At 70.4% G+C, this 16,517-nt stretch carries 14 protein-coding genes; 3 read left to right on the top strand and 11 right to left on the bottom strand.

Features of this window, described 5'->3' with window-relative positions; translation table 11 throughout:
- Positions 1 to 173: 173 nt before the first annotated feature.
- Entirely contained in the window at positions 174 to 1,514 is a 1,341-nt protein-coding gene (locus AB0I59_RS27040) for an FAD-binding oxidoreductase (RefSeq protein ID WP_358137220.1), read from the bottom strand.
- 308 nt (positions 1,515 to 1,822) lie between these two features.
- Between AB0I59_RS27040 and AB0I59_RS27035 the strand changes: the two genes are divergently transcribed.
- Positions 1,823 to 2,716, top strand: a complete 894-nt coding sequence (locus tag AB0I59_RS27035; RefSeq protein WP_358137247.1) for an RNA polymerase sigma-70 factor — start codon at positions 1,823 to 1,825, stop codon at positions 2,714 to 2,716.
- Positions 2,717 to 2,862: 146 nt separating this feature from the next.
- Here the strand turns inward: AB0I59_RS27035 and AB0I59_RS27030 are convergent, their stop codons facing one another.
- Positions 2,863 to 4,902: a cellulose binding domain-containing protein gene (locus AB0I59_RS27030; protein WP_061254683.1), complete on the bottom strand. Its 2,040-nt coding sequence runs from the start codon at positions 4,900 to 4,902 to the stop codon at positions 2,863 to 2,865.
- 180 nt (positions 4,903 to 5,082) lie between these two features.
- Positions 5,083 to 5,478 carry a ClpX C4-type zinc finger protein gene (locus AB0I59_RS27025; protein WP_061254680.1) on the bottom strand — a complete coding sequence of 132 codons (396 nt, stop codon included), beginning with the start codon at positions 5,476 to 5,478 and terminating at the stop codon, positions 5,083 to 5,085.
- A gap of 186 nt (positions 5,479 to 5,664) precedes the next feature.
- On the opposite strand from AB0I59_RS27025, the gene AB0I59_RS27020 reads away from it, so the two are divergent.
- Positions 5,665 to 6,489 carry a MerR family transcriptional regulator gene (locus AB0I59_RS27020; RefSeq protein ID WP_358137217.1) on the top strand — a complete coding sequence of 275 codons (825 nt, stop codon included), beginning with the start codon at positions 5,665 to 5,667 and terminating at the stop codon, positions 6,487 to 6,489.
- Positions 6,490 to 6,622: 133 nt separating this feature from the next.
- Here AB0I59_RS27020 and AB0I59_RS27015 read toward each other — a convergent pair whose 3' ends face one another.
- From AB0I59_RS27015 to AB0I59_RS26980, 8 genes are all read right to left on the bottom strand, one after another.
- Entirely contained in the window at positions 6,623 to 7,450 is an 828-nt protein-coding gene (locus tag AB0I59_RS27015) for a dioxygenase family protein (RefSeq protein WP_358137214.1), read from the bottom strand.
- A gap of 249 nt (positions 7,451 to 7,699) precedes the next feature.
- The gene (locus tag AB0I59_RS27010; protein ID WP_358137211.1) at positions 7,700 to 8,671 is read right to left on the bottom strand and encodes an NADPH:quinone reductase; all 972 of its coding nucleotides are present in this window, start codon (positions 8,669 to 8,671) and stop codon (positions 7,700 to 7,702) included.
- Between the two features lie 124 nt (positions 8,672 to 8,795).
- Positions 8,796 to 10,025, bottom strand: coding sequence for a hydrogenase expression/formation protein HypE (gene hypE / locus AB0I59_RS27005; RefSeq protein ID WP_358137209.1), 1,230 nt, complete (start codon positions 10,023 to 10,025; stop codon positions 8,796 to 8,798).
- Positions 10,022 to 11,149 carry a hydrogenase formation protein HypD gene (gene hypD / locus AB0I59_RS27000; protein WP_061254675.1) on the bottom strand — a complete coding sequence of 376 codons (1,128 nt, stop codon included), beginning with the start codon at positions 11,147 to 11,149 and terminating at the stop codon, positions 10,022 to 10,024. Before hypD ends, hypE begins: the two co-directional genes overlap by 4 nt.
- Before the next feature lie 7 nt (positions 11,150 to 11,156).
- Positions 11,157 to 11,375 (bottom strand): HypC/HybG/HupF family hydrogenase formation chaperone, encoded by a 219-nt coding sequence (locus tag AB0I59_RS26995; protein ID WP_358137206.1) that lies wholly within the window; start codon positions 11,373 to 11,375, stop codon positions 11,157 to 11,159.
- Positions 11,376 to 11,382: 7 nt separating this feature from the next.
- Positions 11,383 to 11,775 (bottom strand): hydrogenase maturation nickel metallochaperone HypA/HybF, encoded by a 393-nt coding sequence (locus tag AB0I59_RS26990; protein ID WP_061254804.1) that lies wholly within the window; start codon positions 11,773 to 11,775, stop codon positions 11,383 to 11,385.
- A gap of 121 nt (positions 11,776 to 11,896) precedes the next feature.
- Complete coding sequence (locus tag AB0I59_RS26985; protein WP_358137203.1) at positions 11,897 to 12,586, bottom strand: D-sedoheptulose-7-phosphate isomerase; 690 nt, start codon at positions 12,584 to 12,586, stop codon at positions 11,897 to 11,899.
- Entirely contained in the window at positions 12,573 to 13,607 is a 1,035-nt protein-coding gene (locus AB0I59_RS26980) for an SIS domain-containing protein (protein ID WP_358137200.1), read from the bottom strand. The genes AB0I59_RS26985 and AB0I59_RS26980 overlap by 14 nt, the downstream gene beginning before the upstream one ends.
- 169 nt (positions 13,608 to 13,776) lie before the next feature.
- On the opposite strand from AB0I59_RS26980, the gene AB0I59_RS26975 reads away from it, so the two are divergent.
- Positions 13,777 to 16,482, top strand: a complete 2,706-nt coding sequence (locus AB0I59_RS26975; RefSeq protein WP_358137197.1) for a carbamoyltransferase HypF — start codon at positions 13,777 to 13,779, stop codon at positions 16,480 to 16,482.
- Positions 16,483 to 16,517: the final 35 nt, after the last annotated feature.

Below are 16,517 nucleotides of genomic sequence, written 5' to 3'. Positions count from 1 at the left end.
AGCTGCCGGCGCGGGTCCGCTTTTGGGGCGGGGGCTCTGCGTATGCCCCCATGTGGCGCCGCGCCCCCCGGCCTGGGGGGGTCCCCGCCCACGACGGGGGTGCACGGTGCCGGCTACTCCTCGTTGTCCGAACTGGCCGGGACGCCGCAGACGGCTTGGATTGTCCGCACGGCCTACTGAGGGCGGACGTTGTGGTTGCGGGCGAACAGATTGCGGGGGTCGTACTGACGCTTGACCGCCGCGAGCCGCTTGTAGGTCTCCGTTGGATAGATCGCGGCGACATCCTCCTCGGTGGCAGAGGAGAGGAAGTTCGCGTAGAGGCCGTTGACGTGAGGTGTGAGTCTCCCCCAGATCGCTTCCAGAGCAGGACGAGCGGCCTCGACGACCGGCGTCGGACCCGCGGTGGTGGTCACGACCATCAACTCCGCCTGGCGATGTGCGTAGGCGGTGGCATCGTCGGGGATTCGGGACACCGCACCGCCGACGCTGCGAACGGCGATGAACGGCGACCGCTCCGATGCCCCGACCTCAGCGAGGATCTGCAGGACCTCGGACACCGATTCCTTGTCGACGAATGCGCTTCGGGTGACAAGCCGGATGCCAGGCGGCGGGGTCGCGCCATCCACGAGCGTGTCCGCACAGGGTTTCAGCGCGATATCGTCGTCGATCGCCGTGCCGAGCCGGCGGATCGGGTCGATCGCCTCGGCCGCGAGTTCCGGGTCATGGCCGTCGAAGGCGACGTGGATCTCGACCGGCGCTTCGGGGCCGCCGGCGAAGGGGTTGGCGAAGCTCGCGATGGATGTGAGCTCTTCGGGGGCGGTGCGGAGGTAGTCCGCCCAACCCTGCAGCACGGTGGCCGCCTCCGATGCCGGGAAGGCGATCTTGCCGTGGAAGACGTCTGTCGTCGGGTGTGCCGCGAACTCGAAGGCGGTCACGATCCCGAAATTGCCGCCGCCACCGCGAAGCGCCCAGAACAGCTCCGGGTTCTCCCCCGCGCTCGCACGCACGACCTCTCCGTTGGCCGTGACCACCTCTGCGCCGACCACGTTGTCCAGGGCCAGGCCGTACTTCCTGACCTTCCAGCCGATGCCGCCGGTCAACGTCAGCCCACCGACACCGACGCTCTTGGTGTCGCCTGAGGAGATCGCCAGGCCATGCGGGGCCAGGGTGGCCGCGACCTGACCCCAGGTGGCGCCGCCGCCGATTCGCACGAGGTGACGCTCCTTGTCGATGATCTCCACGGTCGCGAGCGCGCTGAGGTCGATCACGACGCCGCCGTCGTTGGTGCCGAAGCCCGGAAAGCCATGGCCGCCGCCTCGCACGGACAGTGGAAGCCCTGCGCCGGCAGCGAATCTGGCACCCGCTTGCACGTCCCCGACGCTGTTGGGACGCAGAACGTAGGCCGGACTACCCGAAGCCAGTATCGAGCGACTGGCCGATTCGTACTCCGTTCCGCCCGGTTCGATGATGTCGCCGCCGAAGTCGCGGCGAAGGGTTTCACGCGCTGAACTCATGACGTTCCTTCCGTACGTTGGTGCGTGCTGCGCTGAACGAACACAAGATGCCGACGGCCCGATCCTTGTGACAGCGCGGTTATGTGACGTGCGCCACAAGCGGTGGTCCATCGGTGATATCTGACGCACCGCTCCTCGTGACGCCGGCTCGGCGTCACGTCATTCGGCCGCGGTCGACAAATTGGCTACCGTCGCGGTGTCACAAAACGACGGGCCCCGGCGTCTGGTGGGTGACACAGTCGAGAGCGAACAGGAGCCACCCATTGGCCGACACGTCGCGGACCGCGCCCGGAGATCCCGGCGGGGACATGCGCCAGGACCACCGCCCGGACCACCGCCCGGACCCCGCCACCGAGGCGTTCGTCGCCCACCGCAATCTGCTGTTCACCGTCGCCTATGAGCTGCTCGGCTCGGCCGCCGACGCCGAAGACGTGTTGCAGGAGACCTGGTTGCGGTGGTCGGGGGTCGACCTTGACGCCGTGCGGGATCAGCGTGCCTACCTGGTCCGGATCGCCACCCGGCAGGCGCTGAGCCGGCTGCGTACGCTCGGCCGGCGCAAGGAGTCCTACGTCGGACCCTGGTTGCCCGAGCCGCTGCTGACCGCGCCCGATGTGGCCGAGGATGTCGAGTTGGCCGACAGCGTCTCGATGGCGATGCTGCTGGTGCTGGAGACGCTTCAGCCGACCGAGCGTGCGGTGTTCGTGCTGCGCGAGGTGTTCGCTCTGGACTACGACGAGATCGCGGAAGCCGTCGACAAGAGTCCGGCCGCGGTCCGCCAGATCGCGCATCGGGCGCGGTCACACGTCGCTGCGCGTCGACCGCGCGGGGTCGTTTCTCCGGCCGAGACCCGCGGCGCGCTCGAGGCGTTCCAGCGGGCGGTCGAGACGGGCGATCTGCAACGCCTGCTCGATGTCCTCGCGCCGGATGTCGTCCTCTTGGGTGATGGTGGTGGAGTCGTGCAGGCCGCGCTGGAGCCCGTCGTGGGGGTCGGCGGAGTGGTTCTCCTGGCCGCCAGGCTGGGCGGGTTCTCGCTGCAGACGGCGCAGGTCAACGGCTACCCGGCGTTGATTCTCCGGCTCGACGGCGAGATCGACACCGTCATGGCGGTGCGTGTCGACGACGGCCTCATCACCGGGCTCTACGCCGTGCGCAATCCCGAGAAGCTGTCGCGTATGGAGCGGGAGACCGTCCTGCGCCGCTGAGTCCAGGGCCCTCGCCGTAGCCTCACCAGGCACTGAAGCCCGGATCTGGTGGCGGTAATGGCTCCGCGGGTCACCCGGTGCGCGTCCCTTGCCCGGCTGTGAGCGTGTCCGGGGCCGTCCGCGCGGGACGGCCCCGGATCAGCGCGTCACCGCGTTGTGCAGACGGTTCCGTTGAGGGTGAAGACGGCGGGGAGGATGTTCGGGCCGCTGTAGTTGCCGACGAAGCCGATGGTGGTCGACGCGCCGGTGGGCAGCGAGCCGTTGGCGGGCTCGTTGACGACCTTGACATTCGAGCCGTTCTGCGTCCAGACGGCGCTCCACCCGCTGCCCAGGCTCTGCCACGTCCTGGGCCAGGTGAAGTTCAGGGTCCAGCCGTTGATCGGTGCGCCGTTGTTGGTGATGTCGATGGCGCCGACGTAGCCGTTGCCCCAGTCGGACTGGTCGGTCAGCCGTACGGCGCAGGAGCTGGAGGCGGGTGTGCCGGTCGTGAACGTCAGCGGCGGGGAGGCCCACGAGACGCCGCCGCCGCTGTCGCGCGCGATCACGTTGACCGTGTAGCGCGTGCCCGGCTTGAGGTTGCCGACGGTGAAGGAGGTGCCGGCGGTCTCACCGAGTTGCTCGCTGACGGCTCCGTTGTCGCGGTGGACCTCGTACTTCACGATGGGACGCGTACCGGTGGAGGCGGTGGGCCAGGTGATCGTGGCGGTCGTGTCCGTCACCGTCGAGGCCTTCGGTTGTCCCGGCGCGCCCGGCAGCCCGGTCTGCGCGGAGCTGGGATGCACGACGACGGTGGTCAGCGACAGCGGCGGCAGCGTCCGGCTGGTCGCGCTCCCCGAGGTCGAGCTGGTGATGCCGGTCGCGCCGTTGGTGTGGGTCAGCACGGTGGGCGCCCCGGTGGCCGGGCTGAAGCCGGAGTAGCCGATCGTGACCGGGTAGGACGTGTCGGACGACGTGTTGATCAACATGACCGCCAGGTCGCCGTTGGGCCGGCGGACGGCGTGCGCGCTGACCTTCGCCTGGTCGCTGGCGGCCCGGACGAACTGATCGCCGGCGCGGGCGAATACGCTCATCATCCGCAGTGCGTGGTACGGCGCGAAGGGAGTGTTCAACGGCGGCTCGCAGACGCTGCCGTCAGAGGTGCACGTCGCGGACGACAGCAGGCCGAAGTCGCCGTAGTCGGTCTGCCCCTCGACCTGCGTGACATTGCCGATGCCGTTGTGCACGTTCCACCAGTCGACCGTGAACACCCCGTTCGCGAGCAGCGTCGCGTAGGCGTCGGCGGCGGCGAGCGCGCCGGGCTGGGTGTTCGTGCCGTTGCTGCTGGTCCCGGTGTTGAACTCGGTCATCGCGATGCCGATCCGCTCCGATCCTGGTCCCGCGTGCTCGGCGATCTGCCGGCGGGTGAGATCGAGCATGTCGGTGACGTGGCCGGCCTTGTCGAAGGCGCCGGGATACCAGTGCAGGATCACGAAGTCGATCTTCGGTCCGGCGATGGACAGGACGACCTTGTTCCAGGTTCCGTCGTCGCCGCCGGCGATCAGCCCGTCGGGCCAGTTGGCCGCCGTGGTCAGCACCGCGCCGATCTTGACGGTCGGATCCACCGCCTTCATCGCCTCGGCGTAGGCGACGACGTTGCGGGCGTACTCGGCCGGGCTCTTGTCGGCGTGGTCGTCCGCCTCCCAGGCGGAGCCGTAGTGGCCGTTTCCGTAGTTCTCGTTGCCGATCTCCCAGTACTTGACGCCGTATCCCTTGGTGACGTTGGCGTAGCGGACCCAGGCGGCGGCCTCTTCGGCGGTGCCGGTGCCGTAGTTGGCGGTCACCATCGCCTGCGCTCCGGTGCGCCGCGCGCCGCGCATGAAGGTGTCGAAGTCGGTGCCGGGCGCCACGTAGCCGCCGGGAGCGGTGTGGTCGGCCCAGTGATAGATGTCGGAGTAGGAGCCGCCGGGGTAGCGCAGCAGCTTCACCCCGGCGTCCTTGAGTCGGTCCGCGGTCTCGTCGGTGCCCAGGTTGCTGTCCCAGATCGCATGGTTGGTGCCGATGCCGGTTTCGGGGACGGTGGCGAGGGCGGCGCGCGCGTTGACGGTCACCGTGACCGGGGTGACGTCGTCGGCGTACGCGGTGGGACCGTTCAGGGCGGTCAGCGTCAGCAGGACGGCGGACGCGACTCGTAACGGGATTTCGGGCATCGGCACACCTCGTCATGGGTAGCGGCAGTCACTTGACGCCCCCTCCTGACCAGGAGGCACCATGATCCTGTGGGCTGGCGCCTCGGGCGTCAACCGGCGGTGAAAGTTTCACTGCGCATGGTTGGCGGGTGGTCGCGGATCCCGTTTCGGCCTGCGGTTTCTCGGCTCCGGGGTCGTGTTTCACTCCTCTCCGGAGAATCTCTCCCAGGCCGATTGCCGAGTCATGCCCAGGGCGGCGCCGATCCTGGCCCAGGTGACGCCCCTGTCGCGCAGCCGGGTCACCCAGACCTGCAGGCTGGCGTCGACCTGGGCGCTCACGGAGGCGACGCGCGGCAGGAGGTCGAGGATCTGCTCGTCGGTCATGGTGTCCGGCCAGGGGATCTCGGTCGTCGCTGCGGAAGCGTCCGAGGGGGCGGTGGAGGGCGCGGCCGGTGTGTCGAGTATGAGGGTGCAGAGATGCACGCACTCGTTGCAGATGTAGACGCCGGCTCCGGCGATCACCCTCTCCACTTCGGTCTTCGATTTCGCGCAGAAGGAGCAGTGGATCTTCTCGTCGGCCAGAGATGGGGCGGGCATGCGGTCCTCCCGTATCGACGGTTGTCAGGCGTGACCTGACGGTGTGATCGCAACCCTAGACTGTCAGGCCATGCCTGACAAGCCTTCCCCCAAGGCGTCCGCGCCGGGGCCCTCCCGTACCGCCCGGCCCGAGGGGGTTCCAGACTTGACCCTGACACCGTGTGAGGCTCTGCAATGGAAGGCGTCATGTTCACCATCGGAGACTTCGCCAGACACGGCCGTGTCTCGGTCCGCATGCTGCGCCACTACGACGCCATCGGGCTGCTTCGTCCGGCGCGCGTCGATCCGGCGAGCGGCTACCGCTTCTACGAGGCCGGCCAGCTCGCCCGGCTCAATCGCGTCATCGCCCTGAAGGGGCTCGGCTTCACGCTCCAGCAGGTGGCGTCGATCCTGGACGAGCGCGTGAGCACGGAGAGGCTGCGCGGGATGTTGCGGCTGCGGCAGGCGGAACTCGAAGCGGCCATGGCCGCCGCGGCGGCGCGGCTGGCTCAGGTCGAGGCGAGGCTCCGGACCATCGAAACCGAGGGACGCATGTCCATGGACGACATCGTGATCAAGAGCATTCCGGGTGTCCGGGTGGCGGAGCTGACCGGGACCGCCGCGAGCTACGCTCCGGAGGACATCGGGCCGGTCATCAAGCCGCTGTACGACGAACTGTGCCGCCGCCTCGACGCCGCGGGCGTGGCGCCGGCAGGTCCCGGGCTCGCCTACTACGAGGACTCCCCGCTGGGCGAGGGCATGATCACTGTGCATGCCGGGATGACGGTCGCCGCGGATGTGTCGCCGGGCGCCGACTTCTCGGTCGTGGACCTGCCCGGCGTCGAGCAGGCCGCGACGGTCGTGCACCGTGGATCCATGGACGACGTTCTGCGTACGTCCCAGGCGCTGGGTCGCTGGATCGACGCCAACGGCTTCCGGTCCACCGGGTACGCGCGGGAGCTCACCCTGGAGTGTGACGAGAACCCCGCGACGTGGGTGACCGAGCTACAGGAGCCGGTCGTTCCCGTCTGACCCGTGACCGGCCGGGAGCCGCCTGGGCAGGGGCGTGCGGTAGGTCGCTGTCGCCGCTCGTGCTCCCCTGGTGTGCGCTCCCGCCGCCGGCAGTGTCTCTCGGAGGCCGGTCGGCGACGGGAGCGGGGCGTCGTCAGACGCGCTGCCACAACGCGGGGACGTTCGGGGGCTCCCAGCCGGCCATGGCCGTGTGCCCCTGGAGGCAGCGGTAGGTCGCGCCGCCGTAGGTGACCTGGTCGCCGGCCTTGTAGGTGGTGCCCGCGCGCCAGGTGCCGCCGGGAGAGGTGCTGGGCGACGCGCTCGGCGACGGGCTGGTGGGTGGCTGGCCGGGCACGTTGAGGACGAAGTCGAACGTGGCCTCCTTGCCGGGGTTGGCCGTGCGGACGTTCATGAGCAGCCGGGGGTCGTAGATCGTGTCGGTGCTGTTGCGGGGCTCGCCGGGGAAGTAGAGCTGCGTCGTGAGGATCGGGCGGTTGGGCGCCTGGACCTTGACGTGGATGTGCCGGGTACGGCCCGGATAGAGGCCGGGCACGATGGTGGTGAGGGTGAAGGCGCCCTGGGCGTTGGTGAACTGGTGGCCGCGGAAGGTGAATCCGACGTTGTCGTAGGCGCCGTTGGTGTCCGCCTGCCAGAAGTCCAGCAGTACGTTGGCGAGCGGCTGGCAGGCGAGGCCGAACACGTAGCCGCTCAGGGTGAGCGGGATGCCGGGTCCGGAGAGGGTGGTGCGCAGCGGCGAGTTGGGCTTGAAGTACGGGCCTTCGATCTGCGGGACCGTCGGGTCGTCGTCGTCGGAGCAGAACGGGGTGGGGGCCAGCGGCTCGCCCGTCGTCCGTGCGTCGCGGGCCAGCGCGGGAAGCTGCCCGACCAGCAGCGGGAGCGGTGCGACCAGGGCGGCCTTGAGCAGGGTCTTGCGGCTGATTCCCTTGCTCTCCTGCTCGGTGGGCGTGTTCTCGGTGTCCATCAGTGGCCTTCTCGATGTCGGGGGTGAGGCACCCGGCCCGGACCTGTCGTACTCCCCCATCGTGTCGGCGGGTGTGGGTGGGCAGCCGACACCGTACGACCTGGGAAACCGTCCGGCCCGAGGCGCCTGGACTGGACCAAAGCTGACACGGAACGAATCTGCTGAACACCGCACAAGTTTCCATAACTGGGTGATATGGATGCCGTGGTGCCGGTGTTCTCGTCTGCGGCAGGTGGTCGACCAGGGCGTTCAGGGGCGGAGCACGATGCGGCCGGAGGTCTGGCCGTCCTCCAGCATGCGGTGCGCCTCGGCGGCCTGGTCGAGGGGCAGGACCTCGTCGAGCCGTACGCGCAGGTGCCCGGCGGCCAGCAGGTGGTTGACCAGCCTGGCGGCGTCGGCCAGGTCGGCGGTGGTGGCGTTGGAGATCGCGAAGCCGAGCAGTCGCGCGTCCCTGGTGTACAGCGATCCGACGGGGAGTTCGGCGCGGGCGGTGATGCCGGCGGTGAGCAGGAGGCGCCCGCCGTGGGCCAGGAGTGGTGTCACGCCGGGGATGTCGTGGTGTCCGGAGGTGTCCCAGTAGACGTCGATGCCGTCGGGGGCGGCTTTCCCGAGCCGGGTGAGCAGGTGTGGGTCGCGGTAGTCGATGACCTCGGTGGCGCCGAGCGCGTGGCATCGTTCCCCGTCGTCGGGGCGTGCGGTGGCGATGACGCGGGCTCCGGCGACGGCAGCCATGGTGACGGCGCAGGAGCCGACGGCGCCCGCTCCCCCGCCGATGACGACGGTCTCGCCGGGGCGGATCCGCGCCTCGCGGAAGAGGCCGAGGTAGGCGGTGGCGGCCGGGTGGAGCGCGGCGACGGCGGTGCCGGGGTCGATTCCGGGCGGCAAGGGGTAGAGCCGGTCGGCGGGCACGACGGCGTAGGTGGCGAAGGAGCCCTGGCGGCCGCCGTGGCCGAGGCTGTTGCACCAGACACGGTCGCCTTCGGTGAAGCCGGTGACGCCGGGGCCGGTCCTGGCGACCATGCCGGTGAGGTCCCGTCCGATGACGAACGGGAAGGGGGTGGGGGTGCGGTACAGCCCGGATCGGACGAACGTGTCGACGTTGTTGGCCGCCACGGCGGTGACGTGGACGAGCACGTCGGTGGGACCGGGTTCGGGTACGGGGAGTTCCCCCACGTGGATGCGTTCTGCGGGGCCGAGCTCGGTCACGTAGGCGGCTCTCATGTGTCTGGTCCCCATGGGTTCGAGCGTCTCATGGTCATGGACGGCGGCAGCAGCGGGTACGCGGGCCGGGCGCGACCGCGGAGCGCGCCCGCGGCCTGTGGCTCGCCGCGTGTCCCGTCCGGGGTCAGCAGATGCGCGGGAGCGGGTCGCCCACCAGGAGGTCGACGATGCGGGTTCCGCCGAAGGAGGTCTTGAGCAGGACCAGGCCGGGCGGGTCGTCGCCGGCTCGTCCGATGATCGCGGCATCCGCGCCGAGCGGGTGGGCGCGCAGCGCGTCCAGGGCGGCGTCGGCGTGCCCCGCGGCCACGACGGCGATCATGCGGCCTTCGCAGGCCACGTAGAGCGGGTCGATGCCGAGGAGTTCGCACGCTCCGCGTACGTCCGGGCGGATCGGGATCGTGTTCTCGTCGAGCACGATGGAGACCTGGGAGGCGGTGGCGAGTTCGTTGAGGACGGTGGCGACTCCTCCGCGTGTGGCGTCGCGCAGGCAGCGGACCGCGCCGCTGATGGGGCCGCCGGTAGGGCCTCCGGTAGGGCCTCCGCAGGCGGACAGCAGCCGGGCGGTGAGGTCGTGCAGGGGTGCGGTGTCGGACGTCAGGTGGGCTTCGAGATCGAGTTCACCGCGGGCGAGCATGATCGTCATGCCGTGTTCGCCGATGGGGCCGGACACGATGACGGCGTCTCCGGGCGTGACGGAGGCCGCGCTGAGGGTGGCGCCCCGGTCGAGGGTGCCGACTCCGGCTGTGGTGATGTAGCAGCCGTCGGCTTTGCCGTTCTCGACGACCTTGGTGTCGCCGGTGACGATCCAGACGCCGGCGGCGCGGGCGGCGGCGGCCATGGAGGCGGTGATGCGGCGCAGATCCGCGATGGGGAAGCCCTCTTCGAGGATGAACCCGGCGGAGAGGTAGCGGGGGGTGGCGCCGCACATGGCGAGGTCGTTGACGGTGCCGTTGACGGCGAGGTCGCCGATGTCGCCGCCGGGGAAGAACAACGGCCTGACGACGTAGGCGTCGGTGGTGAGGGCGAGGGTGCCGGTGACGGCTCCGTCGCCGAGGGGCTCCAGGAGCGGGTTGCGGAACGCCTCGAGGAACACGGCCTCGATCAGGGTGTGGGTGGCCTTGCCTCCGGCGCCGTGCGCGAGGGTGACGAGGTCCTCCCTGACGCGCGCCTTGCCGCGGCGGGCGCGTTCGATGCGTTGGAGTACCTGGTCCTCGCGGGTGGGGCGGCTCCGGGGGCCGGCCTCGCGTACGGCGGATTCGGCCCACGGGGCGGTGGCCTCTCCCCCGGGCGCTTCGCCCGGGGCGGGGGCCGTGGCGTGTTCTGTTGTGTGCTCTGTGGTGTGTTCCGGGGTCACCGGCGGGTCGCCTCCTTGACGCGTTCCCGGGAGAAGCGGCCGAAGTTGTAGTACGCGGCGCAGGCGCCTTCGGAGGAGACCATGCAGGTGCCGATGGGTGTCTCGGGGGTGCAGGCGGTGCCGAAGACCTTGCACTCCCACGGTTTGAGCACGCCCTTGAGGACCTCGCCGCACTGGCATGCCTTGGGGTCGGCGACGCGTACGCCGGGGATCTGGAAGATCCGCTCGGCGTCGTAGGCGGCGTACTTCTCGGTCATCTTGAGCGCCGAGTGGGAGATGGATCCGAGGCCGCGCCACTCGAAGTAGGGGCGCAGTTCCATGACGCGGCTGATGACGTTGAGCGCCTTGGCGTTGCCGTTCCAGGGGACGACCCGGGCGTACTGGTTCTCGACCTGGCTGCGGCCTTCGGCGAGCTGGGCGAGGATCTGGTAGACGGAGCGCAGCACGTCGAGGGGTTCGAACCCGGTGACGACCAGCGGCTTGCCGTAGGTGTGCGCGATGAACTCGTACGGCCGGCAGCCGATGACGGCGGAGACGTGGCCGGGGCCGATGAAGCCGTCGAGGTGCAGGTCGGGCGAGTCGAGGATGGCCTTGATCGCCGGGATGATCGTGACGTGGTTGCAGAAGACCGAGAAGTTGTGGATTCCCTCGGTTTCGGCGCGCAGGACGGTCATGGCGGTCGAGGGCGCGGTGGTCTCGAAGCCGATGGCCATGAAGACGACGCGCTTGCGGGGGTTCTGCCGGGCGATCTTGAGGGCGTCGAGGGGTGAGTAGACCATCCGGATGTCGGCGCCGCGGGCCTTGGCGTCCAGGAAGGAGCCGCGTCCCCCGGGGACGCGCATCATGTCGCCGAACGAGGTCATGATGACGTCGGGTTGCTCGGCGATGTGGATGGCGTCGTCGAGTCGTCCCATGGGGATGACGCAGACGGGGCAGCCGGGGCCGTGGATCAGGCTGACGGCTTCGGGGAGGTAGTCCTCCAGGCCGTGCTTGTAGATGGTGTGGGTGTGGCCGCCGCAGACCTCCATGAACTTGTAGGCGCGGCCGGGCCGGCAGAGCTCGGCCATCTGGGCGGCCAGCGCGCGGGCCCGCCCGGCGTCGCGGTACTCGTCGACGAAACGCATCGGATGTTCACCCCTGTTCGATGGTGGATTCGCGGAGGGCGGCGATCTCGTCCTCGTACGGCTCGCCGATGCTCTTGAGGAAGTCGAGCGCGGCGGCGGCCTCCACTTCGTCGATCTTGGACAGGGCGAAGCCGACGTGGATGAGGACCCAGTCGCCGGGTGCGAGGTCCTCGTTCTCGAGCAGGCCGATGTTGATCGCGCGTCGTACGCCGCTGACGTCGACCATGGCGAGCTCAGGAGGGTCCGACAGGATCTCCGCTATCTCGCCGGGGATTCCCAGGCACATGTGTGGCCTCCGCCGTCTGGATGGATTCGAGGATGAGTTCGTCGCCGCCTTCGGTTTCGATGTCGATGCCGCCGCAGCCGGCGCAGGTGGCGAAGACGTCGTCGGAGGTGGTGACGTGGCGGCAGGTACGGCAGGTGTGCCTGGCCGGGACGATGACGAGTTCGAGGTGGGCGCCTTCGGCGGGTGATCCGGCGGAGACGACGGCGAACGCCTGGTTGATCACGGGTTCGGTGATGCGCAGGAGCGCTCCGGCGCGTATGCGGGCGTGCTGTACGGGCCGGCCTGCGGCGCGTTTCTCGACCGCGTCGAGGATCGCTTCGGCGATGCCGAATTCGTGCACGTGGGGTCACCCCGTTCCGGGAGGGATCGACCGGTTGTCGATTGATTACTGTGCGTAGTCATTCCCGGGCGGGGTGGGCCGCCGTGCTCTGATCGGGAAATTTCCGGTCAGGTCCTTTTGATCAGGTGGTGCCCGTCGGGAGCGAGGTGCCGAGCGCGTGTTGGGTGAGCTCCCACAGGACGTGGTAGAGCGTGGTCTGCGCCTCCTGGACGCGGTGCACGGACGCCGACGGCACGATGAACAGGTGGTCGAGCAGGCCGAGTTCGGCGAGCTTGCCGCCCCGGTCGCCGGACAGGCCGACGGTGAGCATCCCCAGGCGCGCGGCTTCGCGGAACGCCTGCAGGACGTTGGCGGAGCCGCCGCTGGTGGACAGGCCCAGGGCGATGTCGCCCGGTCGTGCCAGGGCGGCGAGCTGCCGGGCGAAGACCACGTCGAAGCCGACGTCGTTGGACAGGGCCGTGACGACGGCGATGTCGCTGGTCAGCGAGAGCGCCGGCAGCGGCCGGCCGGGGCCCGCCGGGTGGAGGAAGGCGGTGGCGACCTCCTGAGCGTCGGTGCTGCTGCCTCCGTTGCCGAAGGTGAACAGCCGTCCTCCGGAGGCGAAGCGGGTGGCCATCTCCTGGGCGCACACGATGAGCCGGTCTCCGTCGAGTTCGGCCACCTGGCGGCGCAGCCGTACGATCTCGGCGGCTTTGGCCTGGGTGGAGCGTTCAGCCTCGGCGAGGACCGATTCCAGGCGGGCCTGGTCGGGATAGAGGAAGGGGTACAGGCCCCGCATCTCCTCGGACGGTGGTTCGTCAAGGACGGCCACGGTGGGCTCCCTTCGTGATGACGGCGATGGCCTCTCCGGCGTGGACCAGTACGGTGTCACCGACCGAGGCGTCGACCAGGGCGACGCTGATCTCCTCTGTGCCGGTTCCGGTGTCGCCGAGGGCCAGGCCGCTGTGCAGGAGGCGGACGACGGTGACCTGGGTGGCCTGGTCGGAGCAGGTGACGCAGGTGTCCCCGGAGCACGCCGTCTGCCCGTCGTGAGGGTCGGCGTGAGGGTCGTCGTGAGGGTCGGCGTGGTCATGCGTCCGGTCGCCGGTGTGTACGCCGGTACGGGTGCCGTCGGGGACGGAGTCAGCGAGATTCGCGGCCGGGCTCGCCGGAGCGTCAGCGGGGTGTTCCATCGGATGTTCCAGGAACAGGTGCGCCAGCTCCCACAGCAGGTGGTAGGTGGTGACGTGGATCTCCTTCACCACAGCCGGGTCCTTGGAGCGGGCGAGCAGGACGTGGTCGGCGACGGTCTCCGCCGGCCCGCCACTCACCGCTATGTCAGGGTCCCGGGCGTCACGTGCGTCCGGTTCGGCGAGTTCGGCCCGATTGGCGCGCTCGGCGCCGCCCCCGAACAGGGCGACGGTGAGCAGCCCGAGGTCGCGGGCGGCGCGCAGGCCGCGCAGCACGTTCACGCAACGGCCGTCCCGGGAGACGCCGAGCGCGATGTCGGACGGTCCGGCCCAGCTGGCGAGCTGGTGGGCGAAGGTCTCGGCGAGTCCTTCGCGGTTGCCGATGGCGGTCATCGTGGCGGCGTCGTTGCTCAGTGCCACGGCGGGCAGGGCCCGCTTGCCCACGATGACGGGGTGCATGAACTCGACGGCGATGTGCGCGGCGTCGGCTCCGCCGCCGCCGTTGCCGAAGACGATCAGTTTTCCGCCGCGACGAAAGCGGTCCGCCATGTCCTGGCAGGCCCGCGCGATCAGCGCGGAGTCCCGCGCGAGCGCGTGGCCCGGGGGGTCCCGCCGGATGAAGGCGTGCCGGAGGGCGAGCTGCATCGTGGTTGCGACAGACATGTGTACGCTCCGTTGTTCCGCGTGGCCGTCAGGCTACGTTCGGTGGTTCCTGCGGGGGTGGAGCGCGGGGACGGGGCGGGGTAAAGGTCTGCTCACGGGCCGTGGCCTGATCCGCAGGGCGGGCGTGGCGGCTGCGCCCGCGAACGGTGAGCCTGGTGAGGATGGCCTCGTGAACAGCGGGGAAACCCACGATCCGACGTACGAGGCGCCCCAGGTTCCGGCCCCGGGGTGTGATGTGGCAGGTGGCGACGCGAGGTGTCCGTCCCAGGGTCCGGTGCCCGGCGGCGTGCTCGGCCGGATAGGCGAAGCGGCGCACGCCCCAGCGGGCGGATCGGTGTGTGACGGCGGCCCGGACGGCGGCCCGGACGGTGCGTCGGACGGCCGGCGAGACCGGGCGGGCGAACCGGAGCGGACCGGGCCTGTGGCGCGGGCCGGTACCGCGCGGGTCAGGATCCGGGTCGAGGGGATCGTGCAGGGTGTGGGGTTCCGGCCCTATGTGCACGCGCTGGCGCGGCGGCTGGCGCTGTCTGGATGGGTCGGCAACGACGGCCAGGGCGTGTTCATCGAGGCGGAGGGCCCGGTCGAGGACCTCGCGCGGTTCCAGCGGGAGCTGCCCGGTCAGGCGCCGCCGCTGGCGGTGATCGACCGCATCTCGGCGATGGAGATTCCCGCCCTCGGTGCGCGAGACGATCGGGGATTCGGCATCGCGGGCAGCCGGGACGGCGGGCGGGCGACGTTGATCTCCCCCGATGTGGCGACCTGCGCGGACTGTCTGGCCGAGCTGTTGGACCCGGCCTGCCGCCGGTACCGGCATCCGTTCGTGAACTGCACCAACTGCGGGCCGAGGTTCACGATCGTCAGGGACGTCCCGTACGACCGGCGGACGACGACGATGGCCTCGTTTCCGATGTGTGACGCCTGCGCGGCCGAGTACCGCGATCCGTGCGACCGCAGGTTCCATGCCCAGCCGGTCTGCTGCCCGGACTGCGGCCCGGCTCTTCTCCTGCTGGACGGCCGGGGCCGTCCCAAGGAGGGGGATCCCATCCGGGAGGCGGGCGCGGTGCTGCGGTCGGGAGGAGTCGTGGCGGTGAAGGGGCTGGGGGGTTATCACCTCGCGGTCGACGCCACGCGGGCGGCGGCCGTACAGGCTCTGCGGGCGCGTAAGGGCCGGGAGGACAAGCCGTTCGCGGTCGTGGTCGCCGATGTGGCCGCCGCGAGGGAGTTGTGCGTGGTCGGGCCGGTCGCCGAGCGGCTGCTGACCGCGCCCGCCCGGCCGATCGTCGTGTTGCCGCGGCGCGCCGCCGGTATCGCGGCACCCGCCGTCGCGGTGGACCCGGGCACGGCGGATCCGGGCACGGCGGCGCATCCGACCACCGCGAAACACGCGGACGCGGAGACTGCTGGGGGCATGGACACGCCGGTCAGGATCGCCGATGCGGTGGCGCCGGGTGAGAACCGCCTGGGGATCATGCTGCCGTACACGCCTGTTCATCATCTTCTGGCCCGCGAGCTGGCCCGGCCGTACGTGCTGACCAGCGGGAACATTTCCGACGAGCCCATCGTGTACCGGGACGGGGAGGCGGTGGACCGGCTGGGAGGGCTGGTGGACGCCTTTCTGGTGCACGACCGGGAGATCCACGCGCGCGCGGAGGATTCCGTGGTCGTCCTCGCCGGTGACCGCGAGATCCCGGTGCGCAGGTCGCGGGGGTTCGCCCCGCGGCCGCTGCGGCTCCCCCGGCCGGTACGGCGTGCGGTGCTCGCGTGCGGCGCGGAGCTCAAGAGCACTTTCTGCCTGGCCAAAGGTGAGCACGCGTTCCTGTCCCCGCATGTGGGTGATCTGGAGAACTACGAGACGTTGCGGGCCTTCACCGATGGGATCGCTCATTTCCGGCGGCTGTTCGACGTGGCTCCGCAGGTGGTGGCCTACGACACGCACCCGGAATATCTGTCGACGAAGTACGCGCTGGATCTGCCCGGGGTGGATCTGGTCGCGGTCCAGCACCATCACGCGCACATCGCGTCCTGCCTGGCCGACGCGGGAGAGGAAGGGCCGGTCATCGGGGTGGCCTTCGACGGGACGGGGTACGGCGCCGACGGCACGCTGTGGGGCGGCGAGGTGCTGGTCGCCGATCTGGCCGGGTTCACCCGCGCCGCGCATCTGGCCGCGGTGCCGATGCCGGGCGGTGCGGCCGCGGTCAGGCAGCCGTGGCGGATGGCGGTGGCTCATCTGGACGCCGCCTTCGACGGCGCGCCGCCGGAGGGTCTCGCGGTACGGGCCAGGAACGCCTCCCAGTGGGATCGGGTGTCGGCGGTGGCCCGGTCGGGGGTGAACTCGCCGCTCACTTCCAGCGTGGGGCGGTTGTTCGACGCCGTGGCGGCGATGTGCGGGTTTCGCGACCGCGTCACGTTCGAGGGGCAGGCGGCGGTCGCGCTGGAGCAGCGGGCCGATCTGGCCGAGGAGGGCGCGTATCCGGTCAGGGTCGAGAGCGCTGCTCCCTTGCTGGTCAGGGGTGACGACCTCATCCGTGCGGTCGCCGCCGACCTGCTCGACGGCGTGGATCCGGGGGTGGTCTCCGCGCGGTTCCACAATGGGCTCGTCGGCGCCACGGTGGCCGCGTGCGTGCTGGTGCGCGACGGCGCCGGGACGGAGTCCGGGATCGGCGGTGAAACCAGTAGTGGGATCGGCAGTGGGATCGGGACTGTGGCGTTGTCGGGTGGTGTCTTCCAGAACGGGCTGCTGCTGGGCCGGTTGGCGGGGGCGCTTGAGGAGCGTGGTTTCCGCGTTCTGACCCATCGGCGCGTACCGCCGAACGACGGGGGGATCAGCTTCGGCCAGGCCGCCGTGGCGGCGGCCCGTGACACGGCGGACCGGTGAGGTGGCCGGTGGTGCGCCTGGCAGGTGACCAGAGG

The organism is Microtetraspora glauca, assembly GCF_040656155.1.
GTDB lineage: Bacteria > Actinomycetota > Actinomycetes > Streptosporangiales > Streptosporangiaceae > Microtetraspora > Microtetraspora glauca.
Note: the sequence above shows the minus strand (reverse complement) of the source record. Positions and strands in the feature narration are given on the sequence as shown.

Bases quoted from the DNA above. Each gene is read 5' to 3' on its own strand.
- AB0I59_RS27040 (WP_358137220.1), bottom strand. From the start codon at position 1,514: ATGAGTTCAGCGCGTGAAACCCTTCGCCGCGACTTCGGCGGCGACATC.
- AB0I59_RS27035 (WP_358137247.1), top strand. From the start codon at position 1,823: ATGCGCCAGGACCACCGCCCGGACCACCGCCCGGACCCCGCCACCGAG.
- AB0I59_RS27030 (WP_061254683.1), bottom strand. From the start codon at position 4,902: ATGCCCGAAATCCCGTTACGAGTCGCGTCCGCCGTCCTGCTGACGCTG.
- AB0I59_RS27025 (WP_061254680.1), bottom strand. From the start codon at position 5,478: ATGCCCGCCCCATCTCTGGCCGACGAGAAGATCCACTGCTCCTTCTGC.
- AB0I59_RS27020 (WP_358137217.1), top strand. From the start codon at position 5,665: ATGTTCACCATCGGAGACTTCGCCAGACACGGCCGTGTCTCGGTCCGC.
- AB0I59_RS27015 (WP_358137214.1), bottom strand. From the start codon at position 7,450: ATGGACACCGAGAACACGCCCACCGAGCAGGAGAGCAAGGGAATCAGC.
- AB0I59_RS27010 (WP_358137211.1), bottom strand. From the start codon at position 8,671: ATGAGAGCCGCCTACGTGACCGAGCTCGGCCCCGCAGAACGCATCCAC.
- hypD (WP_061254675.1), bottom strand. From the start codon at position 11,149: ATGCGTTTCGTCGACGAGTACCGCGACGCCGGGCGGGCCCGCGCGCTG.
- AB0I59_RS26995 (WP_358137206.1), bottom strand. From the start codon at position 11,375: ATGGTCGACGTCAGCGGCGTACGACGCGCGATCAACATCGGCCTGCTC.
- AB0I59_RS26980 (WP_358137200.1), bottom strand. From the start codon at position 13,607: ATGTCTGTCGCAACCACGATGCAGCTCGCCCTCCGGCACGCCTTCATC.